We start from the raw sequence: 24,494 nt of genomic DNA, 5'->3' as shown, positions 1-24,494 counted from the left end.
AATTTTTCTAAATTGTTGTTTTACATAACAAATAATCTTCTTGCACTCATCATATGAGCAACTCTTTCTCCTATTTCATGTAATACGTCTTCGTTATCTGCATTTTTAATTGCTTCATCAATAAAGTCTACAACAGTTTTCATATCTTCTTCTTCTAAACCACGTGTAGTTATAGCAGCAGTTCCAATACGAATTCCAGAAGTAACAAATGGTGATTTATCATCAAAAGGAACCATGTTTTTGTTTACTGTAATATCTGCTTTTCCTAATGCAATTTCAGCATCTTTACCAGAAATATCTTTATTACGTAAATCTATTAACATACAGTGATTGTCTGTTCCTCCAGAAATAATATCATACCCTTTAGCAACAAATTCTTTTGCCATTTCAGCAGCATTTGCTTTTACTTGTAATTGATATTCTAAAAACTCATCTGTTAAAGCCTCTCCAAAAGCAACTGCTTTTGCAGCAATAACGTGCTCTAATGGTCCACCTTGGTTTCCTGGAAAAACAGAAGAATTAATTAAAGTAGACATTTTCTTTAATTTTCCTGATTTCAATTTTAATCCAAAAGGGTTTTCGAAATCTTTACCAATCATAATCATACCACCTCTTGGTCCACGTAATGTTTTGTGAGTTGTAGTTGTTACAATATGGCAATGAGGTAATGGATCATTTAAAATTCCTTTTGCAATTAAACCTGCAGGATGAGAAATATCTGCCATTAAAATAGCACCCACTTCATCTGCAATTTCTCTAAATTTTGCAAAATCTATATCTCTAGAATACGCAGAAGCACCAGCAATAATTAATTTTGGCTTGTGTTCTTTAGCTTGTGCAGCTACATGATTATAATCTATTCTACCAGTTGCTTTATCTACTCCGTAAAATACTGGATTGTATAATTTACCCGAAAAATTTACTGGAGAACCATGAGTTAAATGCCCACCATGAGATAAATCGAAACCTAAAACTGTTTCTCCTGGTTTTAAACAAGCTGCAAAAACAGCTGTATTTGCTTGAGAACCAGAATGTGGTTGAACATTTACATATTCTGCTCCAAATAATTCTTTTGCTCTATCAATGGCAATTTGTTCTATTACATCAACTATTTCACAACCTCCATAATATCTTTTTCCAGGATATCCTTCAGCATATTTATTTGTTAAAATAGAACCTTGGGCTTTCATTACTTCATCACTTACAAAGTTTTCTGAAGCGATTAACTCTAAGCCATTTAATTGTCTTTCTTTTTCCTCCTGAATAAGGTCAAAAATTTGATTGTCTAGTTGCATTGTTGTTGTGTTTTTTTAAAGCAACAAAAATAATAAAATCATATTTGTAAAAAACATCTTTTAATGTTTTTATCTTACAAATTTTATTAAAATGGCTAATTAATAATTTTCTTTAAAATGTTAAAAACCTTTTTTTCTATGTTATCTACAGAACCATCAGCAAAAAACACATTTTTAATATCTTTTATTAACGCTTCTTTTTCATTAGGTGTTAATTTATTATCTAAAATATATTGCTGTATTTTATCTAAGTTTTCTTCGTTAGAATCTACAACTACTTCTGTATGAATTTTATGAAAAGTAATTTTGTCTACTCTAGATAGTATATATTCTTCTTCTTCTTTGGTTTCAAAAAAATTACAATGTGCAGCGTACAATAAAACATAAGCTAAAAACTCTTGTTTACTCCAAGTTTTATTTTTGCTAGTATGAGTTATTGGTAATCCTTCTATACTACCCCATTCTGTCCAAGAACCATCATAAACAGCATGTTTTGTAAAACCTGCCAATTCTGCTCCTAAAGCTAAAATAGATGCTGTAATTCCAGATCCACAAGAAAACACAAATTCTTTATTTTTTGTATTAATACTCTTAAAAATTCTTTGTAAATCTGTTACAGATTTAAATTGTTTGTTTTCTAATAATTCAGAAAATGGCAAATTTATAGAATTTGGTATATGACCTGTTTTAATATCATTTCTTGGCTCTGGTTCTGTTTCATAGAAACGACCATTTGAGCGTGCATCTGCAATTATAATATCTTTATTGTCTATTGCTGAAAGCACATCTTCTATAAATTTTATTTTATTAGGTTGATAATTAGAAATAAAATCTCCTTTTTCTTTTAATAGTATTTGTTCATTTTCTATTGGAAATCCTTTTTCTTTCCATTTTGGAAAACCTCCATCTAAAACAGCAACATTTTTAAACCCCATTAATTTAAACATCCACCAAACTCTTGGTGATGAATAAATACCTAGATCATCATAACAAATAACAATACTATCTTTAGAAATTCCTAGATTTTGTACTTTTTCTTCAAATTCTTTTGAACCGACAACTGTATTTGGAAAAGGGCTATTAACAATAGAAAAATTCTTTTTTATATCAAAAAAAAGAGCCCCTTTAATTTGTACTTTTTTTTCAAGAATAGTTATAGATTCTTTTGCTGTAACTTTAGGTATAGTGCAATTTAATACTATTAATTTAGTATTATCTATATGTGAGTTTAACCAATTTACAGTTACTAAAGGGTTTGTTATTTTTAAAGACATTTTAATCTTAATTACTTTACATTTTCATAATTATCATCCCATTCTTTTGGTTTTGGATCATGTAATTTACCTAATGATTTAGCTACAATCATAGATACAGTTGCATCTCCAGTAACATTTACAGTTGTTCTCATCATATCTAAGGGTCTATCTACCGCAAAGATTAAAGCCAAACCAATTGGTAATAATTCTGCCGGAAACCCAATAGATTCTAAAACAATTACTAACATAACCATACCTGCGCTTGGTACAGCAGCAGAACCTATTGATGCCAACAAAGCTGTGGCAACAATTATTAATTGATTAGAAAAGGTTAAGCCTTCTGGCCATACAACTTGCATAATAAATACTGCAGCAATTGCTTGGTATAAACTTGTACCATCCATATTTATAGTTGCTCCTACAGGTAAAACAAAACCAGAAACTTCTTTATCTACACCAATATGCTCTTCTACTCTTTCCATAGTTACTGGTAAGGTTGCTGCACTAGAACTTGTAGAAAAAGCTAATAGTTGTGCTGGACTCATTTGTTTTAAAAACCAAAATGGTGATTTTTTTGTATATACACTTACTAAAACTAAGTAGAATCCTATCATTAATATTAAACCAACAACAACACATAAAGCATACACTAACAATTTTAATAGTATTTCAGTATCATCAAAAGCAATAATTACATTCGCTAATAATGCAAAAACGGCATAAGGTGCAAACAGCATAATTAAATCTACCATTTTCATAACAACTTCGTTTAACGAATCAAAGAAATCCATTAAAGGTTTTGCTTTTTTTTCTGGTATTAATAATAAAGAAATTCCTACAAATAATGCAAAAAAGATAATTTGCAACATACTTGCATTACCTAAAGAAGTAAAAATATTACTCGGAAAAATATCTACCAAAGCTTGTAAAGGTCCAGCATCATTCCGAGCAGAAGCTTTTGCTAACTTATCTACAACACCTGAAGAAGTTTCATATTTAGATTTAATTTTTTCAATAGTATCTGCAGACATACCTGCTCCTGGTTTTACAACATTTACAATTCCTAAACCAATAACAATAGCTACTAAAGTTGTTATCATATAAATAACCATGGTTCTAAGTCCCATTTTCTTTATTTTAGAAATATCTTTTAAATCAGAAATTCCTTTAATTAAAGATGCTAATATTAGTGGTACAGCAATTAATTTTAATAAGTTTATAAAGATGGTTCCAAAAGGTTTTATCCAATCAGTAACAAAACCTTTACCTCCTTCAATAGTATTCATTACAAACCCAAAAACGATTCCAAGAACCATTCCTATTAAAATTTTCCAGTGTAGTGCTAGTTTTTTCATTAATTAATTTATAGTTATAATTTTTTTGAAAGGTAAAAAAAATAATAATAAGGTGATGTGACTTTATTTGTATATTGTGTCATAATTTTACAAAACATTCATATTAATTATAAAAAACAAATAATGGCAGGTATTTTAGACTTATTAAATAGTGATTTAGGAAAACAAATTATATCAGGAGTTTCTGGTACTACAGGAAATGACTCTAGTAAAACAAGTAGTGTTTTAACGATGGCTTTGCCAGTTTTAATGAAAGCAATGGAAAGAAATTCTTCTACTCCAGAAGGAGCTGCAGGATTAATGAGTGCTTTATCTGGAAAACATGATGGTAGCATTTTAGATAACCTTGGTGGTTTATTTAATGGTGGTGTAGATGATAGTGTAAAACAAGATGGTGCTGGAATTTTAGGACATATTTTAGGAAGTAAACAACAAGGTGTAGAGCAAGTTATTGGTCAAAAATCTGGTTTAGATGCAGGTTCTGTTGGTAACATCCTTAAAGTTGCTGCCCCTTTATTAATGGGTGTTTTAGGAAAACAATCTCGTCAAAACAATGTTACAGATTCTTCTGGATTAGGTGGTTTATTGGGTGGAATGCTTGGTGGAAATGAAGCAAAAAATGAACAAAATTTCTTAGAGCAAATTTTAGACGCTGATGGAGATGGAAGTGTTGTAGATGATGTTGCTGGAATGCTTTTAGGTGGTGATAAAAAATCTGGAGGAATTGGAAGTTTACTTGGTGGACTTTTTGGTAAATAAAATTTAATTTATCTTACATATTATAAAAAAAGCTCAAACTTATTAGTTTGAGCTTTTTCTTTTATTGAACTTCACTTTTATAACAAGATTTATAAATTTCTTCATAAACTGGAAGAATATTTTCTAAAGAGAATTTTTTGGTATGCTCTCTAGCATTAATTTTAAAAGTTTCTAATATAGTATCATCATTTAAAATAGAAATTGCATTTTTAGCCATATCTTTTACATCTCCTAAATTACTTAAAAAACCAGTTTTTCCATGAATATTTACTTCAGGTAAACCTCCTGTATTTGTAGATATAACTGCAGTTTTAGCTGCCATAGCTTCTAAAGCTGCTAAACCAAAACTCTCTGTTTGAGATGGTAATAAAAATATATCTGTATAACAAAGAATTTTTGTTACTTCAGAACTGTTTCCTAAAAATAATACATCTTCAGAAATATTTAATTTATTTACTAAGTTTTCTGCTTTTGCTCTCTCTGGCCCCTCACCTATTAATAATAATTTAGAAGGAATTTCTTTTTGTACTTCATAGAAAATTTTAATGACATCTTCTACTCTTTTAACTGGTCTAAAGTTACTTATATGTGTTAAAATACGTTCATAAGGTTGTGCAATTGCTATTCTATTACATTTTTGTTGATGAACGTTATCATATTTATCAACATCAATAAAGTTATAAATTACTTTAATATCCTTCTTTATATTAAATAATCTATTAGTTGTATTTTTTAAATCATTTGAAACAGATGTTACAACATCAGAATTATTAATACTAAATTCTACAGCAGTTTTATATGTAGGGTGACTTCCTACTAAGGTAATATCTGTTCCGTGTAAAGTGGTTACAACTTTTACAGAAAGGCCTTTTTCTTTTAACATTTGTTTAGCCATATATGCTGCATAGGCATGTGGTATTGCATAATGAACGTGTAAGACTTCTAGGTCATATTTTTCTACAATTTCAACCATTTTACTAGATAAAGCTAACTCGTAAGGTTGATATTCAAAGAGTGGATACTCTTCTAGAACAACTTGATGAAAATGTAAATGATGAGACAAAAAATCTAAACGAACTGGTTGATTGTATGTAATAAAATGCACTTCATGACCTTTATCTGCCAATGCCATTCCTAATTCTGTAGCTACTACTCCACTTCCTCCAAATGTTGGATAACAAACAATTCCTATTTTCATGTAATTATTGAAATATTAAATGATTTAAAATTAAAAGATTAACTAATATCAATCTTTAGTTGTAAATATACCTTTATTCTTACAGTTGAAATCTAAATAAAAGCATAAAAAAAGAGCTTTTCAATTCGATTGAAAAACTCTTTAATATTTATTCTTTAATTTTTGAATAGTTTTTAATAATCTCCTAAAGTTGCAGGGTTTTGAGCTAAAGCATTTTCTAACTGCTCATCACTTGGTGCTTTACCATGCCATGCATGTGTATGCATCATAAAATCTACTCCATTACCCATTTCTGTATGTAATAATATACAAACTGGTTTTCCTTTACCTGTTAAAGCTTTTGCTTTAGCTAAACCTGTTAAAATAGCATCAATGTCATTTCCTTTTTCAACATCTAAAACATCCCATCCAAATGCTTCAAATTTAGCTCTTAAACTTCCCATTGCTAAAACTTCATCTGTAGTTCCATCAATTTGTTTTTCATTTAAATCTATAGTAGCAATTAAATTATCAACTTTTTTTGCTGATGCATACATAATTGCTTCCCAGTTCTGACCTTCTTGTAATTCTCCATCACCATGTAAGGTATACACCAATTTATCGTCTCCATTTAGTTTTTTTGCTTGTGCTGCACCTAAACCAACAGACAATCCCTGTCCTAAAGAACCAGAAGCAATTCTAACTCCAGGCAAACCTTCATGCGTTGTTGGATGTCCTTGCAAACGAGAATCTAATAACCTAAAAGTATTTAATTCTTCTACTGGAAAAAAACCACTATGAGCCAAAACACTATAAAATACTGGAGATATATGACCATTAGAAAGAAAGAATAAGTCTTCATTTTTACCATCCATGTCAAAATCTGTAGAATATTCCATTATTTCTTGATATAAACAAGTAATAAACTCTGCACATCCTAAAGAACCACCTGGGTGACCAGAACTTACTTTATGAACCATTCTTAATATATCTCTACGAACTTGTTGCGTAAAATCTTGTAATTGTTGTGTTGTTGGCATTGTTTTATTTTAATTTGATTACAAAAGTAATTTTTTTAATAGCAACTAACAAGATAATTTTTAAGCAATAATTTCAATTATACCAATTAAGACAAAATCTTCTTTTTTGTTAATTATTTGAAATAAGAAATCTATGTTTTTTGCTTCTTTTTCTTAGCTGCAGGAAACAAAACATTGTTTAAAATTAAACGATATCCAGGAGAAGTTGGATGCAAATCTAATTCTGTTTTAGGGTCTCCTACTCTATGGCTATAATCTTCAGGATCATGACCTCCATAAAAAGTAAACATTCCTTTACCTTTTGTTCCATGTATATAACGTGCTTCTCTATTTACTTTGTTTTCACCCAAAACCAACACATTCGTTTTTACTGTATTTCTATCAAAGGAAGTTGTTTGTCCCATAAAACCTTTTACCAAAGTTGTATGATTTTGTGTTAACATTGTTGGAACAGGATCCCATTTTGCAGAGAATTCTACTAAAGAAAAATAATCTGATGTTTTAGGAACTTTTCTTTTGCGTGTCATATCTATTGTAGAAAACTCATAAGTTGTCGGGTTTCTAATTAATTGATAATCTTTAAAAGCAAATGTTTTATTGTAATTAATTTTAGATTGATAATTTGGTTCTGATGCATCACCATCAAACATAGCTTCTGCAATATCTACTCCTTCTGCAGACAAAGCAATATCAAAACTATCAGTTGCAGAACACATGGCAAACATAAATCCGCCACCAATTACATAATCGCGAATCTTTTTAGCAACTGCTAACTTTTCTTGCGAAACCTTATTAAAACCTAAGTCTTTGGCTTGATTTTCTGCTCGTTGTTTTCCATTAATATACCAAGGAGCAGTTCTAAACGAACCATAAAAACGTCCATATTGTCCTGTAAAATCTTCATGATGTAAATGCAACCATTCGTAAATAAGTAATTTATCAGCTAAAACTTCTTTGTCATAAATAACATCAAAAGGAATTTCTGCATAGGTTAAAACCATAGTAACAGCATCATCCCAAGGCATTTTGTCTTTTGGAGAATACACTGCTATTTTGGGTGCTTTTTCTAAGGTTACAGCTTCTTTGTTTGATGAAGGAGATGAAATTTCTTGCAAAATTAATTGTGATTTTGCATCAGAAATTATTTGATAAGAAACGCCACGAATTTTGCATTCGTTTTCTACAATTTTATTATTTTCAATTAAAAATGCACCTCCATCATAATTTAATAACCATTTAGATTTTAAACCTGCTTCTAATGAAAAATAGATAATTCCGTAAGCTTTTAAATGGTTCTTTTGGTTATCATGATTCATTGGTACATATATAAAGGATGCCCAAATTGAGTTTGAAATGAATAAAAGTGTAAATAAAATAATTAGTTTTTTCATATCTAAAAACTAAAATACACAATTACTTTAAAGCAATTGTGTATTTCTATAAATTTATAAAATTTTTAATATTTTAAAAAGGAACATCATCATCACCAAAAGCATCTTTAGGGTCAATTCCTCCTTCATTAGAACCTCCAAAAGGATCATCAGGAAAATCTGCATTCATAGACGATTGGAATTCTGAACTAAATCCTTCTTCTAAATCAGAGAATTTTGCTAAATGTCCAGTAAATTTTAAACGAATATTATCTAAACCACCATTTCTATGTTTTGCAACAATAAACTCACCCTGACCTTCACAAGGAGTATGCTCATCATCATCCCATTCTGTCATACCATAATATTCTGGTCTAAAAATAAACGACACAATATCTGCATCTTGCTCAATTGCGCCAGATTCACGTAAATCTGATAATAATGGTCTTTTAGAGCCTCCACGTGTTTCTACTGCCCTAGATAATTGAGAAAGTGCAATTACTGGCACAGATAATTCTTTTGCTAAAGCTTTTAAATTTCTAGAAATCATAGAAATTTCTTGCTCACGATTACCTCCTGCTTTACCACCTGCAGTCATTAATTGTAAATAATCTATAACCAGAATTCTAACATTGTGTTGAGATACTAATCTTCTTGCTTTTGCTCTTAAATCAAAAACAGAAAGCGATGGAGTATCATCAATAAAAATAGGTGCATCAGACAAACGTTTTACTTTTACATTTAACTGTTCCCATTCATGCGGTTCTAAATTTCCTTTTCTTAATTTTTCTGATGTTAAACCTGTTTCAGAAGAAATCATACGTGTAATCAACTGAACAGAAGACATCTCTAAAGAAAATACTGCAACACCATGATTAAAATCGATTGCCATATTTTTTGCCATAGAAATTACAAAAGCCGTTTTTCCCATACCAGGACGTGCAGCAATAATTACTAAATCTGATGGTTGCCAACCAGAAGTTAAGGCATCTAATTTAGTAAAACCAGTAGCTAAACCAGACATTCCTTCTTGATTACCAATTTCTTGAATTTTTCTTAAAGCTTGTTTCACTAAAGAACCTGCATCTTCAGAACTCTTTTTTAGGTTTCCTTGTGTAACTTCAAAAAGTTTTGCTTCTGCATCATCTAATAAATCAAAAACATCTGTACTTTCATCATAAGCATTTTCGATTATATCACTAGAAATTGAAATTAATTTACGCTGAATAAATTTTTGAAGTATAATTCTAGCATGAAACTCAATATGTGCAGAAGAGGCCACTTTTTGAGTTAAACGAATCAATGCAAAATCTCCCCCAACAAATTCTAATTTACCGTTCTTTTTTAACAAATTAGAAACTGTTAATAAATCTATAGGCTCAGAATTTTGAAATAATTCATAAATTGCAGCATAAATTTCTTGATGTTTTTGATCATAAAAAGCTTCAGCACTTAAAACGTCTATAACGTCATCAATTCCTTTTTTATCAATCATCATTGCACCAAGAACTGCCTCTTCTAACTCAATTGCTTGAGGAGGAATTTTCCCTTTTTCTAGCTGTACTAATCTTGATTTATCTATCTTTTTACCTGTAACAGGGGTCGTTTTTTCCATGATGACAAATGTACTTTTTTAGGTTGAATGTCCTTTCTAAAAATTAACTTTAATTTGTAAACATATATTGTAAACAAAATTGTTATTATCTTGTTAATAACCAGTCAACTTCTAATTTGATTTGTTATTTTTACAAAAATGAAATGGAATAAAAAACATATAATTTTAACTATTTTACTACCAATTCAAATACTCTTGATGAAATTGGTGGCAAGAAATCCTGATTTTATAGAACAGTATTATTCAAACGGAATTTACCCTTACATTTCTTCTTTTTTTAGAATAATCTTAGGCTGGATTCCTTTTTCTGTGGGCGATGTTTTATTAGCTATTGGTTTGCTTATTTTTCTTCGATCTATTTATAAATTGATAAAAAATAAGTTTAAGAATTTCATCCCAAAAATCATTCATTTAGTTGCAATTTTCTCTGTTATTTATTTTTGTTTTTATCTCTTTTGGGGATTGAATTATTACAGAGAACCTTTGGCAAAAAATTTAAATTATACACAAAAAAAATATACTACAAATCAATTAAAAAAAGTTACAAAACATATTATTTTAGAATTAAATAAGTATCAATTTAAAATTACTAAAAATGATACTTTAAAAGTAGAAAACCCTTATTCTCAAAAGAAAATGTATGAAATGGCTATTTCTGGTTATGATAATTTATCTAACGATTTTCCGCAATTAAAATACAAGTATAAATCTGTTAAAAACTCCTTAATGAGTTTATTGCAATCTTATAATGGTACAGGTGGATATTTAAATCCGTTAACAGGTGAAGCACAAGTAAATAGTAGAATTCCAAAAACAAGTTATCCAACAACTACGTGTCATGAAATGGCACATCAAATTGGTTTTGCTGCAGAAAATGAAGCAAATTTTATTGGTTTTTTAGCTGCAAATTATAATGATGATATTTATTTTAAATATGCCAGCTATAGAATGGCTTTTGGATATTGTATTTCTGAGATTAAAAAACGTGACAGCGATTTATCAAAAGCACTTTCGAAAACTCTTAATAAAGGCATAATTAAAGATTTTAACGCCAGTTATAAACATTGGCAACAATATAAAAACCCTTTTGAACCACTTGTAAAAAAAGGGTACAATGCATACTTAAAAGCAAATAAACAGACAAAAGGTCTAGATTCTTACAATTATGTTGTAGACTTATTTATCAGTTATTTTGAAGTTTTACCTAATAACTAGTTTTCTTAAATTTTTGTTAAAACAATTACTTTTAACATTTTACAAAATGCTTCTAATTAAATTGTGAATTAATTCAAATAACTAACTCTAATTAATTATGAGAAAATTACTCTTATTCTTCTCCTTATTTGTTGTTTTTTCTTTGCAATCGCAAGAATATTTCCCAACAAATACAGGTGTAAAAACAACAAACAATAAAATAGTAGCCTTAAAAAACGCTACTATTTATGTAACTCCCCAAAAAGTACTTAAAAAAAGTACTATAGTATTAAAAGATGGTAAAGTTTTAGCAATTGGTAAATCTGTCTCTATTCCTAAAGGAACTAAGGTGATTGACTTGGCAGGTAAATCAATATACCCTTCTTTTATAGATGTTTATTCTAATTTTGGAATTACAAAACCAAAAAGTAATCGAGTTAGAAGACGAAGTGAAAGACCTCAATATGATGCTAGTAGAAAAGGTTTCTATTGGAATGATCACGTAAGACCAGAAACAAAAGCTGCTAATTCATTTATTTTTGACCAAAAAAAAGCTAAAGATTATTTAAAAGCTGGTTTTGGTGTTGTAAATACACATTTACAAGATGGTATTGTTAGCGGTAATGGTATGTTGGTTGCCTTAAATCCAAATTCTTCTGATGCCTACAGAATATTAGATAATGTTTCGGCACAATATTTATCTTTTAGCAAAAGTGTTTTATCTAAACAAGCCTACCCTACTTCAAAAATGGGATCAATGGCACTTTTACGTCAAATGTATTTAGATGCAAAATGGTATGAAGATGGCAATGCTAAAAACAAAGACAAATCTTTAGAAGCTTTAAATGCTAACAAAAACTTATTACAAATTTTTAATGCAGGAAGTTGGTTAGATGTTTTAAGAGCAGATAAAATTGGAGACGAATTTAATATTCAATATACTATTTTAGGAGGTGGAGATGAATACGAAAGAATTCATGAAATTAAAAAAACAAATGCAAGTTTAATTGTTCCTATTAGTTTTCAAAATGCTTATGATGTAAGCAATCCATTAATTGCAAAACATATTGCTTTAAGTGATATGCGCAAATGGAATCAAGACCCATCAAATTTAAAAGTTTTAGAAAAAAACGGAATTAATTTTGCTTTAACAACACACAAATTAAAATCGATAAGTGTTTTTCATAAAAATTTACAAAAAGCAATAAAATACGGTTTTAGTAAAGAAAAAGCATTAGCTGCATTAACTACAATTCCTGCAGATTTATTAGGTAAAACAACAATTGGTAATTTAAACATTGGTAGTTATGCTAATTTTATTATTACTTCTGGTGATATTTTTGATTCTAAAACAACCATTTATGAAAACTGGGTTCAAGGTCATAAAAATGTAATAAACAACATGAATATTAAAGATCTTACAGGTGATTATATGGTAAGTGTAGTTGACAAAAATTACACACTTTCAATTACAGGTAAAGGAGCTAAACAAGCTGGTTCTGTAAAAATGGGTGATAAAAAAGTAAAATCTAAATTTACTTTTAAAGATGGATGGATTCATTTAACAATTTTAGATCAAGGTTATTTAAGATTAATAGGTCAAACTATTAATGCTTCTAATGCAATGCAAGGAAATGCTTATGATGAAGCAGGTAATGAATCTATTTGGACTGCTGCTAAAAAAATTACAAAAGACAGTAAAAAGAAAAAAACGGTAAAAAAGAAAAATGATGCCATTACACTTTTACCTGTAAGTTATCCAAATGTTGGATATGGTAATTTTAATTTACCAAAACAAGAAACAATTTTAATTAAAAATGCTACTGTTTGGACTTCTGAAGATGAAGGGATTTTAGAAAATACAGATGTTTTAATAAAAGAAGGAAAGATTACCAAAATTGGTAAAAACTTAAAATCTAGAAAAGCCAAAATTATTGATGGAACAGGAAAATATTTAACAGCAGGAATTATTGATGAACATTCTCATATTGCAACATCTGCAGTAAATGAATCTGGACATAACTCAACAGCAGAAGTTTCTATAGAAGACGTTATAAACCCTAATGATATGAATATTTACAGAAATTTAGCTGGTGGAGTAACATCAATTCAAATTTTACACGGTTCTGCAAATCCAATTGGTGGTCGTTCTGCAATTATAAAACTTAAATGGGGAGAAAATGCTGAAGGTTTACTTTATAAAAACTCTCCTAAATTTATCAAATTTGCTTTAGGTGAAAATGTAAAACAATCTAACTGGGGACAAAATAATACCATTCGTTTTCCTCAAACAAGAATGGGAACTGAACAAGTGTTTATAGATTATTTTCAAAGAGCCAAAGAATATGATGCTTTAAAGAAAAGTGGAAAACCATATAGAAAAGATGTTGAAATGGAAACTTTAGCTGAAATCATTAATAAAGAACGCTTTATTTCTTGTCATTCTTATGTTCAATCAGAAATTAATATGTTAATGAAGGTTGCAGAAAAATTTAATTTTACCATAAATACTTTCACACATATTTTAGAAGGATATAAAGTAGCAGATAAAATGAAAGAACATGGTGTTGGTGGTTCTACTTTTTCTGATTGGTGGGCATATAAATATGAAGTTTTAGATGCTATTCCTTACAATGCAGCAATTATGCACAACCAAGGAATTACTGTTGCTATTAATTCTGATGACAGAGAAATGTCTAGAAGATTAAATCAAGAAGCTGCAAAAACCATTAAATATGGTGGAGTTTCAGAATTAGAAGCTTGGAAAATGATTACTATTAATCCTGCAAAATTATTGCATTTAGACGATAGAACTGGTTCTATTAAAGTAGGTAAAGATGCAGATGTTGTTTTATGGAACACTAACCCATTATCAATTTATGCAAAAGCAGAAAAAACAATCATTGATGGTAGTATTTATTTTGATATTGAAAAAGATTTAGAAAAAAGAACAGCAATTAAATCAGAAAAAAGCAAATTGTTAAAAATGATGCTTGCTGAAAAAATGAACGGTGGTAAAACTGTGATGCCAAAGAAAAAACGTAACCAACATTTTCATTGTGATACAGAATAAAAACTTAAAAAAATACAAAATGAAAAAACAATATATATATAGTTTGCTATGTTTCTTATTCTTTATAGGAAATTTATCTGCACAACAAACTCCAGCTCCAAAACAAACAACAGCTTTTTCCATAGAAGGAGCAACAGCACATTTAGGAAATGGAAAAGTCATTAAAAACTCGCTCATAATGTTTAATGACGGAAAAATTACTTTTGTTGGTTCTGCAATGATAAAAATTGCAAGAATGGGAACCATTATTAACGCTACAGGAAAACATATTTACCCTGGTTTTATTGCTGCAAACGCTTCTTTAGGCTTAGTGGAAATAGATGCTGTAAGAGCAAGTGATGATGAAGACGAAGTTGGTGCTATGTTACCACACATTAGAAGCTTAATAGCTTATAACGCAGAGAGTAAAGTGATAGAATCTATGAGGCCTAATGGTGTTTTAATGGGACAAATTACACCAAGAGGTGGTACTATTTCTGGTACTTCTTCTGTAATGCAATTTGATGCTTGGAATTGGGAAGATGCTGCCATAAAAAAAGATGATGCAGTACATATAAATTGGCCAAATAGTTTAACTCGCGGACGTTGGTGGTTAGGTGAAGACCCTGCGTTAAAAGAAGATAAAAATTATGTAAACAATATTCAAAAAATTGTAACATTTTTTACTGATGCTAAAAGTTTTTTAGCGAATAATTCTTCTACAGAAAATCTTCCTTTTAGAGCAACAAGTGGTTTATTTAATGGTACTCAAAAAATATTTATACATGTAAATGGTGAAAAAGAAATTACAGATGCTATTAAATCTTTTAAAGAATTAGGAATCCATAAAATAGTTCTTGTTCATGCAAAAGGTGCAGAAAATGTGGCAGATTTATTAATAAAAAATGATATTCCTGTTATTGTAGAAAGATCTCACAGGGTACCTAATGAAGAAGATGATGATTATGATTTATTTTACAGAAATGCAAAAATTTTAATAGAAAAAGGTATAAACGTAGGTTTAGGTATGGAAGGACAAATGGAACGTATGAATACAAGAAATTTACCTTTTTATGCAGGAACTTATGCAGCATTTGGAATAGATAAAGAAGAAGCATTAAAAATGATTACTTCTAGCAACGCAAAAATATTAGGTATAGATGATTTTGTTGGAACTCTAGAAGTTGGTAAAGATGCTACTTTATTTGTATCTGAAGGAGATGCTTTAGATATGAGAGGAAATAGTTTAACAGATGCTTTTATAAAAGGAAGAAAAATTAGTTTAGAAACGCACCAAACAAAACTTTGGAAACGCTATTCTAATAAATATAAAACCAAATAAAATATTTTTATTTTATATAAAAAAGGCTCGCTAATAGCGAGCCTTTTAATGTTAAACAGATATCAAAAAAAACCAAATTTTCTTTTTCCCTTTTTCATATAAATTTTAATTCAAATACATTTAATAAAATCAAAACTAACTATTTGGCTTATTGATATACAAATATTGTTATTATATTCTACTTTTCTATACCTACATTTAGGTATATTTGTTCTTAATGAAAGAAATAACAAGCATTCATAACTCCTTTATAAAAAACTTGCTAAAACTGCAAGAAAAAGCAAGAGAACGCAAAAAAAAAGGATTATTTATTATTGAAGGAAAACGCGAGATTTCTCTAGCTATCGCTGCAAAATATGAGTTTGATGTAATTCTTTTTTTACCTGAGATTATATCAGAAAATGAAATTCTTCATATTTTCAATTCTAATGTAAATAGAATAGAAATCTCAAAAGAAGTATATCAAAGATTAGCATATAGAAGCTCTACAGAAGGAATTATTGCAGTAACAAAAGCCAAAGATTTTTCTTTAGAAAAAATTCAATTTAAAAACGACAAACCTTTAATTTTAGTAGCAGAAGGTGTAGAAAAACCAGGTAATATTGGTGCTCTTTTAAGAACTGCAGATGCTGCAAATATAGATGCCGTTTTTATAGCAAATCCTAAAAGTGATTTATACAATGCTAACATTATTAGGTCTAGTGTTGGTTGTGTTTTTACAAATGAAATTGCTGTAGGAACTTCTAAAGATATAATTACTTTTTTGAAAGAAAAAAATGTTAATATTTATGCTGCTACACTGCAAAACTCAAATGAATATCATAAAGAAAATTATACGCACGCTTCTGCAATAGTTGTTGGCACTGAAGCAACTGGTTTAACAGATGTTTGGAGAGAAGCAGCCTCTCAAAACATAAATATACCAATGCAGGGACAAATAGACTCTATGAATGTTTCTGTATCTGCAGCAATTATAGTGTTTGAAGCAAAAAGACAAAGAAAATTTAAGTTATAAAAAATGAAAGTATTAGGAATTGATATTGGTGGCTCTGGCATTAAAGCAGCAATTGTAAACACAAAAAATGGAGAATTACTTTCGGAAAGACATAGAATTGATACACCAAAAACTGCAGAACCAAAAGCGGTAGCTAAGATTATAAAAGAAATGGTAAAACATTTTGGTTGGAAAGGTCCTGTTGGTTGTTGTTTTCCTACAATTATTGTTAACAATCAATGTATGCATTATGGTAACCTTAGTAAAGAATGGGTAGGTGTTAAGGTAGATAAACTCTTTAAAAAAGAATGTAAAGGAGTTAAATTTTATATTAGCAATGATGCAGACTTAGCTGGTGTTGCAGAAATAAATTTAGGAGCAGGAAAAGGTGTTAAGGGAAAAATTTTTGTAATTACATTAGGTACAGGTATAGGTTCAGGCCTTTTTTATGATGGAAAATTAATCCCTAATGTAGAATTAGGTAGAATTTACCATACAGATGGAGATATTATAGAAAAATTTGCTGCTGATTCTGCTAGAAAAAGAGAAGATTTACCTCTTAAAGATTGGGCAAAAAGAGTTGATCTATTCTTAAACCATGTTAAAACGATACACACTCCTAAATTATTTATTATTGGTGGAGGAATAAGTAAAAAATTCGATAAATTTAAAGAGTATTTAACTGTAGATATTCCTGTAGAAGTTGCTAAATTTGGAAATAACGCAGGTATTATTGGTGCTGCAATTTATGCAAGTAAAAAAAGTAAAAAATAAATGCAAGCTACAACCATATTTTATATAATCATCTCAATTTTAATCATCAATTTTATTGTTGATAGAGTTTTAGACTATCTAAATGAAAAATGTTTTGATAATGAAATTCCTGATAAACTTAAAGATATTTATGACGAAGAAGAGTATAAAAAATCACAATCTTATAAAAAAACAAGTGCCAAATTTTCTAATTTAACATCACTAATAACTACCTCACTAACCATAGTTTTCTTTTTATTTGATGGTTTTAAACATTTAGATACTTTAGCCAGAAATTATACAGAAAGTCCAATACTTGTAGCTCTTATTTTCTTTGGAGTTATCATTATAGGATCAGAAATTGTATCTACACCTCTCTCCTACTATGAAACTTTTGTTATTGAAGAAAAATTTGGATTTAATAAATCTACAAAGAAAATATTTTGGTTAGACAAAATTAAAGGCATATTTATAAGTATATTGTTAGGAGGAGCTATACTTTCTTTAATTATATGGTTTTATCAATTAACAAGTAAAAACTTCTGGGTTTATGCTTGGGGTCTTGTTACAGCTTTTTCTTTATTTATTAATATGTTTCATGCAAAATTAATTGTTCCTTTATTTAACAAACAAAGTCCTTTAGAAGATGGAGAATTAAAGATGGCTATAGAAAAATATGCAAAAAAGGTAGGTTTTACGATCAATAATATTTTTGTTATTGACGGTTCTAAAAGATCTACAAAAGCAAATGCTTATTTTTCTGGATTTGGATCTCAAAAAAGAATTACATTGTATGATACTTTAATTAATGATTTAAGTAAAGAAGAAATTGTGGCAGTTTTGGCCCATGAAGTTGGTCATTATAAAAAAAGACATATTATTTTTAATCTAGTTTCTTCAATAATAATTACTGGTATTGCATTATTTATATTGTCTTTAATGGTAAGTTCACCTATCTTATCTGAAGCATTAGGTGTATCTATACCAAGCTTTCATATTGGTTTAATTGCTTTTGGAATTTTATATTCACCTATTTCAGAAGTTACTGGGTTGTTTATGAATTATATGTCTAGGAAATTTGAATATCAAGCAGATAATTATGCTAAAGAAACTTTTGCTGCTAACAAACTAATTACATCTCTTAAAAAATTATCTAAAAACAGTTTAAGCAATTTAACGCCTCATCCTGCTTTTGTTTTTGTTCATTATTCTCACCCAACTTTATTGGAAAGAATTAAAAATTTAGAATCTTAATTTCTTGTTTTTTATAATTCTTATTCCTAAATTCACTTTCAAGATATAACTAAATTTTTAAAACAGATTTGGAATACAACGCAACCATAGAAGAAGAAAATAAAGAAATAGCAAATCGTTACAAAGATTTACTTAAAGGTACTTATGAAGTTTTATCTAAAGAAGATAAAGAACTCATAAGAAAAGCTTTTGATATAGCTGTAGATGCACACTCTAAACAACGCAGAAAAACTGGTGAACCTTACATCTACCATCCTATTGCCGTTGCTAAAATTGTTGCTTATGAAATAGGTTTAGACGCAGTTTCTATAGCTTCTGCCCTTTTACATGATGTTGTAGAAGACACAGAATATACAACAGAAGATATGGAGCACCTTTTTGGTAAAACCATTGCAAAGATTGTAAATGGACTTACTAAGATATCTCGATTAAATAAAGAACAAGACGCTTCTATACAAGCAGAAAATTTTAGAAAAATGCTCTTAACATTAAATGATGATGTAAGAGTTATTTTAATAAAAATTGCAGACAGACTCCATAATATGCAAACTATGGATTCTATGCCTGCACATAAACAGGTTAAAATTGCTTCTGAAACATTATATATTTACGCCCCTTTAGCACATAGATTAGGGCTATATAATATAAAAACAGAATTAGAAGACTTAGGATTAAAATATACAGAGCCAGAAGCCTATAATGGTATTTTAAGTAAAATAAAAGAAAGTAAAGAAGAACAACAAAACTATTTAGAAAGATTTGAAAACACTTTAAAGTCTGGTTTAGATAAAGAAAATTTTGAATATGAAATAAAAGGACGCTTTAAGTCTATTTATTCTATTCGAAAAAAAATGATCAATCAAAATGTAACTTTTGAAGAAGTTTATGATAAATATGCCATTAGAATAATTTATAAACCAAATTCTAATGATGATAAGTTTGATGCTTGGAAAATTTACACAATAGTTACAGACTATTTTAAGCCAAACCCATCTCGTTTAAGAGATTGGATTTCTCAACCTAAATCTACAGGCTATGAAGCTTTACATATTACAGTTGTAGGACCAGATTCTCAATGGGTAGAAGTACAAATTCGTTCTGAAAGAATGAATGAAATTGCAGAGAAAGGGTATGCAGCTCATTTTAAATACAAACAAGGTGTTACAAAAGATAACGGTTTAGAAGGATGGTTAAATAAATTAAAAGAAACTTTAGAAAATCAAAACTTAAATGCGGTAGATTTTGTAGAAAACTTTAAACTAAATTTATACTCTAAAGAAATTTATGTTTTTACACCTAAAGGAGATTTAAAATCTTTACCAAAAAATGCTACTGCCTTAGACTTTGCATTTTCTATACATACAGATATAGGTTTAAAATGTAGAGGCGCAAAAGTAAATGGTAAATTAATGCCACTAAGTCATCAACTTAAAAGTGGAGATCAAATAGAAGTTATAACAAGTTCTAGTAACAAACCAAATGCAAGATGGTTAGATTTTGTTATTACAGCTAGAGCAAAAGCAAGAATTAGAGCAGCTTTAAATGAAGAAGAAAAATTAATAGCAGAAGAAGGTAAAGCTATATTAATGCGTAAATTACGTCATTTAAAAATTAATTTTAATGATAAAACTACTAACGAACTTGTAAATTATTTTAAATTAAGAACCAGTTTCGATTTATTTTTTAGAATTGGTAACGGCTCTATAGATAATACACAACTTAAAGCTTTTGTATCACAAAGAAACAGTAAAATATTAAATTTCTTTAAAACCAAATTAAGAAGAAAAACGGCAGAGAAAGACTTTTACGAAAATGAAGAAATTACTGATAAATTTGACGCGTTAGTTTTTGGTAAAGACGAGCAAAAGTTAGACTACAAACTCTCCAAATGTTGTAACCCAATTCCTGGAGATAAAGTTTTTGGTTTTTTAACAATTAATGATGGAATTAAAGTTCATAAAAAGAATTGCCCTAATGCAATTTCTTTGCAATCTAACTATGCCTATAGAATAATGCCTGCAAAATGGATAGATTCAACAAAACAAGAATTTAAAGCAATTTTACAACTCTCAGGAGTAGATAATAAAGGGATGGCAAATAATGTTACCCGTATAATTTCTAACAATATGGGAGTTTTTATTAACAGCATAAATATAAAAGGAAATGAAGGTGTTTTTGATGGCAAAGTATCTATTAGTGTTAAGAATAGTTCGCAATTAGATAAGCTAATGAAGAGTCTTTATAAAATTGAAGGGTTAAAAAAAGTAGAACGTGTTAATACTTTGTAAATATCAATTGATTAAAAACCTTATTTTATTAAGAAATATCTGTATTTTTGTTTTTTGTAAAAAATCATTCATAAAATGAGTAATTCTCTTGAAAATCAAGAAATAGTAAAAAAAGTTTTCACTGCCTATTTAGGAGAAAATAAACATAGAAAAACTCCTGAACGTTATGCTATACTACAAGAAATATATGCAGCAGCAGAACATTTTGATATAGAATCTTTATATATTAAAATGAAAAATAAAAATTATAGAGTAAGCAGAGCTACACTTTATAATACAATAGATTTACTTTTAGATTGCGGTTTAGTTAGAAAACATCAATTTGATGGTCAATCTATGGCTCGATATGAAAAAAGTTATTTTGATAAAAATCATGATCACGTAATATTTACTGATACTGGAGATGTAAAAGAATTTTGTGATCCAAGAATTCAAATTATAAAAAAAACCATAGAAGATATTTTTGATATAGACATTCATAGTCATTCACTTTACTTTTACGGAACAAAAAAGAACAAATCTTAACAAACAAACACAATACAAAAAACAACTAATTAACACAACCAATGGCTGTAGATTTATTACTAGGATTACAATGGGGAGATGAAGGAAAAGGTAAAATCGTAGATGTACTTACCAAAAACTACGATATTATAGCTCGTTTTCAAGGTGGTCCAAATGCGGGACATACTCTAATTTTTGATGGACATAAACATGTTTTACATACAATTCCTTCAGGAATTTTTCATAAAACAGCTTTAAACGTTGTTGGTAACGGAGTTGTAATAGACCCTGTTATTTTTAAAAAAGAATTAGAAAATCTTGACAAACATAATATTGATTATACTTCTAAATTATTAATTTCTAGAAAAGCACATTTAATTTTACCAACTCATAGATTATTAGATGCTGCATCAGAAACTTCTAAAGGAAAAGCTAAAATAGGTTCTACATTAAAAGGTATTGGTCCAACTTATATGGACAAAACTGGTAGAAACGGAATGAGAGTTGGAGATTTAGAGTTAGATAACTGGAAAGAAAAATACGATGCTTTAACAGAAAAGCATATTAAAATGTTAGAATTCTTTGATGTTCAAATTGAATATGATTTAAAAGAATTAGAAGCAGAATTTTGCAAAGGAATTGATAAATTAAAAACTTTAGCTTTTATAGATAGTGAAGAGTTTTTAAACCAAGCTATAAAAGATAAGAAAACAATTTTAGCTGAAGGCGCACAAGGTTCTTTATTAGATATCGATTTTGGTACATATCCTTTTGTTACTTCTTCTAACACTACTGCAGCAGGTGCTTGTACTGGTTTAGGTGTTGCTCCTAACAGAATTGGTGAAGTTTTCGGAATTTTTAAAGCATATACAACACGTGTAGGTTCTGGACCTTTTCCTACAGAATTATTTGACAAAGATGGTGAAGATATGGCTAGAATTGGTCATGAATTTGGAGCTACAACAGGAAGACCAAGAAGATGTGGTTGGTTAGACTTAGTTGCTTTAAAATATGCTGTAGACGTTAATGGTGTTACACAATTAATGATGATGAAAGGAGATGTTTTGTCTGGCTTTGATACTTTAAAAGTATGTACATCTTATAATTATAAAGGTGAAGAAATTAGTCATTTACCTTATAATATTGAACCAGAAAATGTTTCTGTAAACTATTCTGAGTTTAAAGGATGGGAAGATGATTTAACTAAAATGACTTCTGCAGATCAATTACCACAAAATTTACTAGACTATGTTGCTTTTATTGAAAAAGAAACTGGTGTACCTGTATCTATTGTATCTGTTGGTCCAGATAGAAAGCAAACAATTACTAGATCTTAAATCTAGATTTACTATTAAAAATATAAAAGCATCTTTCATTAATTTGAAAGATGCTTTTATATTTGAAAACTAATTCGTTATTTTATTTAATTTTTCAATCTCTACTCCTATCAAAATTAATTTAGATTGTTCTACTTTAAGAGCATTTAAAAGTATTTCTTTTTGTTCTACAAATACTTTTTTTTGTATATTAAATATTTCGTTATAATAATTAATTCCAGTTTCTAAATTTCTTTTAAATTTAGTTAAAGTCCTTACTTGTTTTTTATCAAAATTAGACTTTACTTCTTCCACTTTATCTTTTAAATGAGTTATATAGAGAGATAATTCTTTTATAAAAACATGAGGTCTATCAGTTCTAGTTAACATATTATTTCTACCATAAATATGGTCTGTAATACCTCGTAAACTCATTATTTTATCATAATAAGCCATATTTGGTCCTGGGCATACAGAAACTCCATCACCAGTTTTCTTAGTACTTACATTATTTAAAATTAGTGTAGATATACCTAAACCAACACAAATACAAGATTTTTCTGTAACCTTATTTACTTGCTTTTCTTTTTCTTCAAAAGAAAGTTCTAAAGCATCTATTTCTTTTAATTTTAAGTGTTGATATTCTCTAGAGGCTGTACATAAACCAGATTCTTTAAAATCATAATTTAAAGAGATAAATTTATTCGGGCAAGAAGTACCAGGTCTACCTTTATCAATTAGCATTTGCTTCTGAACATCTTTTGTATTTCCTTTTAAAGTATTAAAAGGGACACCTAAAGGAGAACTATTACTTAAATACAGGTCTTTTTCTTTAGCTTGCATTAATTGTTCCATTGTTTTTTCATCAACACTTGTTGCTTCTGGAACTAACAAAAAAGGACTCCCCCAACCTACAGAATCTAAATCATATTCTTCCATTAAAAACGAATGCTCTTCATCTGTACCAACTCCACCTTGAGTAGTAATTTTTAAATTTAAATCATTTTCTGGTAAAACTTTATTTGTAACTTTTAAAGCTTCTATCAATAAAGATCGTGTTTGGTTTTTTAATATTTCTTTATTTTCTTTAAATTCTTTTAGAACAGGTCCCATTAAAAAACCTTCAGTAGCAAAAGCATGTCCACCACAATTTAAACCAGATTCTATTCTATATTCAGATACCCATAAACCCTTTTTTGCCAAAAATTTCCCTTGTATTAAAGCAGATCTATAATCACTTACTTTTAAAATAATTTTCTTTTTAATGTTTCCATTTTTATCAGGAAAAAAATCTTTAAAATTACTCATATAAGAATATAATCTAGGGTTCATACCTGCAGATAATACTATTGAAGATTCCAGTTTACTTTCAGAAAAGCCTCTTAACGCTGCATGAGCATCATTAAATTCTATTGGTAATAATTTTTTATTAAGGTAATTTCCTTTATCAATCTTAGTCATAATGTTTACATCAATACTACCCTTTGATAAATTTTTATTTACCCAATCTTTAATTTTAGAAAAATCTACTCCTTCTTCTGTAAGCTTATAAAAATCTTTTTTTAAAGTAGAATATTCTGGTAACATATAAATATAATCTTTTAAAGCTTTGCTTTTTACTGAAGTAATATTCTTTAATTGATTAAACTTTTCTTCTGTTTGTTCGTGCAATAAATTTAAATAAGAAGTAATTCTCTTAGCTCTAAAATCTTCTACTTTATCTGAAATTTCTTTATAAGGAAGTTCAAGTTTTTCGCTGTAAACTTTACGCATTTTTTCTATTAAAATGTCATCTACTAATGAAATTACAGAATCTATACCATATTGAGCTACTTTTAAAGGTGAATCTATTGTAAAACCAATTCCCATTACAGGAATGTGAAAGGAATGTGTGTTTTTCATCTATTTAATTTAAATGTTTAATTAATTT

Annotated in this window: 18 protein-coding genes; 10 read left to right on the top strand and 8 right to left on the bottom strand. The window is 28.7% G+C overall.

Annotated features, from left to right (window positions below; all coding sequences use genetic code 11):
- Nucleotides 1–20: 20 nt before the first annotated feature.
- The 3 genes from glyA to ABJG40_RS01665 form a co-directional block, all read right to left on the bottom strand.
- Nucleotides 21–1,295 (bottom strand): serine hydroxymethyltransferase, encoded by a 1,275-nt coding sequence (gene glyA, locus ABJG40_RS01675; RefSeq protein ID WP_348022846.1) that lies wholly within the window; start codon nucleotides 1,293–1,295, stop codon nucleotides 21–23.
- Nucleotides 1,296–1,390: 95 nt separating this feature from the next.
- A complete protein-coding gene (locus ABJG40_RS01670) occupies nucleotides 1,391–2,569 on the bottom strand; it encodes a sulfurtransferase (RefSeq protein WP_348022845.1) in 1,179 nt (392 codons plus the stop codon).
- A gap of 11 nt (nucleotides 2,570–2,580) precedes the next feature.
- Nucleotides 2,581–3,906 carry a dicarboxylate/amino acid:cation symporter gene (locus ABJG40_RS01665; RefSeq protein ID WP_348022844.1) on the bottom strand — a complete coding sequence of 442 codons (1,326 nt, stop codon included), beginning with the start codon at nucleotides 3,904–3,906 and terminating at the stop codon, nucleotides 2,581–2,583.
- Nucleotides 3,907–4,029: 123 nt separating this feature from the next.
- On the opposite strand from ABJG40_RS01665, the gene ABJG40_RS01660 reads away from it, so the two are divergent.
- On the top strand, nucleotides 4,030–4,665 hold the full coding sequence (locus ABJG40_RS01660) for a DUF937 domain-containing protein (protein ID WP_348022843.1): 636 nt from the start codon (nucleotides 4,030–4,032) through the stop codon (nucleotides 4,663–4,665).
- Nucleotides 4,666–4,726: 61 nt separating this feature from the next.
- Here ABJG40_RS01660 and bshA read toward each other — a convergent pair whose 3' ends face one another.
- From bshA to dnaB, 4 genes are all read right to left on the bottom strand, one after another.
- Nucleotides 4,727–5,863: an N-acetyl-alpha-D-glucosaminyl L-malate synthase BshA gene (gene bshA / locus ABJG40_RS01655; RefSeq protein ID WP_348022842.1), complete on the bottom strand. Its 1,137-nt coding sequence runs from the start codon at nucleotides 5,861–5,863 to the stop codon at nucleotides 4,727–4,729.
- Between the two features lie 173 nt (nucleotides 5,864–6,036).
- Nucleotides 6,037–6,882 (bottom strand): transketolase, encoded by an 846-nt coding sequence (locus ABJG40_RS01650; protein ID WP_348022841.1) that lies wholly within the window; start codon nucleotides 6,880–6,882, stop codon nucleotides 6,037–6,039.
- A 131-nt stretch (nucleotides 6,883–7,013) separates the two neighbouring features.
- Complete coding sequence (locus tag ABJG40_RS01645; protein ID WP_348022840.1) at nucleotides 7,014–8,273, bottom strand: asparagine synthetase B; 1,260 nt, start codon at nucleotides 8,271–8,273, stop codon at nucleotides 7,014–7,016.
- A gap of 73 nt (nucleotides 8,274–8,346) precedes the next feature.
- Complete coding sequence (gene dnaB / locus ABJG40_RS01640; RefSeq protein ID WP_348022839.1) at nucleotides 8,347–9,867, bottom strand: replicative DNA helicase; 1,521 nt, start codon at nucleotides 9,865–9,867, stop codon at nucleotides 8,347–8,349.
- Between the two features lie 138 nt (nucleotides 9,868–10,005).
- On the opposite strand from dnaB, the gene ABJG40_RS01635 reads away from it, so the two are divergent.
- The 9 genes from ABJG40_RS01635 to ABJG40_RS01595 all read left to right on the top strand — a co-directional run bounded on the left by ABJG40_RS01635 (nucleotide 10,006) and on the right by ABJG40_RS01595 (nucleotide 22,585).
- Nucleotides 10,006–11,082, top strand: a complete 1,077-nt coding sequence (locus ABJG40_RS01635) for a DUF3810 domain-containing protein (protein ID WP_348022838.1) — start codon at nucleotides 10,006–10,008, stop codon at nucleotides 11,080–11,082.
- Between the two features lie 97 nt (nucleotides 11,083–11,179).
- On the top strand, nucleotides 11,180–14,134 hold the full coding sequence (locus tag ABJG40_RS01630; RefSeq protein WP_348022837.1) for an amidohydrolase family protein: 2,955 nt from the start codon (nucleotides 11,180–11,182) through the stop codon (nucleotides 14,132–14,134).
- 19 nt (nucleotides 14,135–14,153) lie between these two features.
- A complete protein-coding gene (locus ABJG40_RS01625; RefSeq protein ID WP_348022836.1) occupies nucleotides 14,154–15,455 on the top strand; it encodes an amidohydrolase family protein in 1,302 nt (433 codons plus the stop codon).
- Nucleotides 15,456–15,672: 217 nt separating this feature from the next.
- Complete coding sequence (locus ABJG40_RS01620) at nucleotides 15,673–16,470, top strand: RNA methyltransferase (RefSeq protein WP_348022835.1); 798 nt, start codon at nucleotides 15,673–15,675, stop codon at nucleotides 16,468–16,470.
- A gap of 3 nt (nucleotides 16,471–16,473) precedes the next feature.
- Entirely contained in the window at nucleotides 16,474–17,223 is a 750-nt protein-coding gene (gene ppgK, locus ABJG40_RS01615) for a polyphosphate--glucose phosphotransferase (RefSeq protein WP_348022834.1), read from the top strand.
- Entirely contained in the window at nucleotides 17,224–18,456 is a 1,233-nt protein-coding gene (locus ABJG40_RS01610; protein WP_348022833.1) for a M48 family metallopeptidase, read from the top strand. It begins immediately after the preceding gene.
- 68 nt (nucleotides 18,457–18,524) lie between these two features.
- Nucleotides 18,525–20,744 (top strand): RelA/SpoT family protein, encoded by a 2,220-nt coding sequence (locus ABJG40_RS01605; RefSeq protein ID WP_348022832.1) that lies wholly within the window; start codon nucleotides 18,525–18,527, stop codon nucleotides 20,742–20,744.
- Between the two features lie 75 nt (nucleotides 20,745–20,819).
- Nucleotides 20,820–21,269: a transcriptional repressor gene (locus ABJG40_RS01600; RefSeq protein WP_348022831.1), complete on the top strand. Its 450-nt coding sequence runs from the start codon at nucleotides 20,820–20,822 to the stop codon at nucleotides 21,267–21,269.
- 41 nt (nucleotides 21,270–21,310) lie between these two features.
- Nucleotides 21,311–22,585, top strand: a complete 1,275-nt coding sequence (locus tag ABJG40_RS01595) for an adenylosuccinate synthase (protein WP_348022830.1) — start codon at nucleotides 21,311–21,313, stop codon at nucleotides 22,583–22,585.
- Nucleotides 22,586–22,654: 69 nt separating this feature from the next.
- On the opposite strand, the gene ABJG40_RS01590 is transcribed toward ABJG40_RS01595, so the two are convergent.
- Nucleotides 22,655–24,466 carry a hypothetical protein gene (locus tag ABJG40_RS01590; RefSeq protein ID WP_348022829.1) on the bottom strand — a complete coding sequence of 604 codons (1,812 nt, stop codon included), beginning with the start codon at nucleotides 24,464–24,466 and terminating at the stop codon, nucleotides 22,655–22,657.
- Nucleotides 24,467–24,494 lie beyond the last annotated feature (28 nt).

Source organism: Polaribacter sp., from assembly GCF_039939415.1.
Taxonomy (GTDB): Bacteria; Bacteroidota; Bacteroidia; order Flavobacteriales; family Flavobacteriaceae; genus Polaribacter.
The sequence above is the reverse complement of the archived record's forward strand: the minus strand, read 5'-3'. Positions and strand labels throughout refer to the sequence as shown.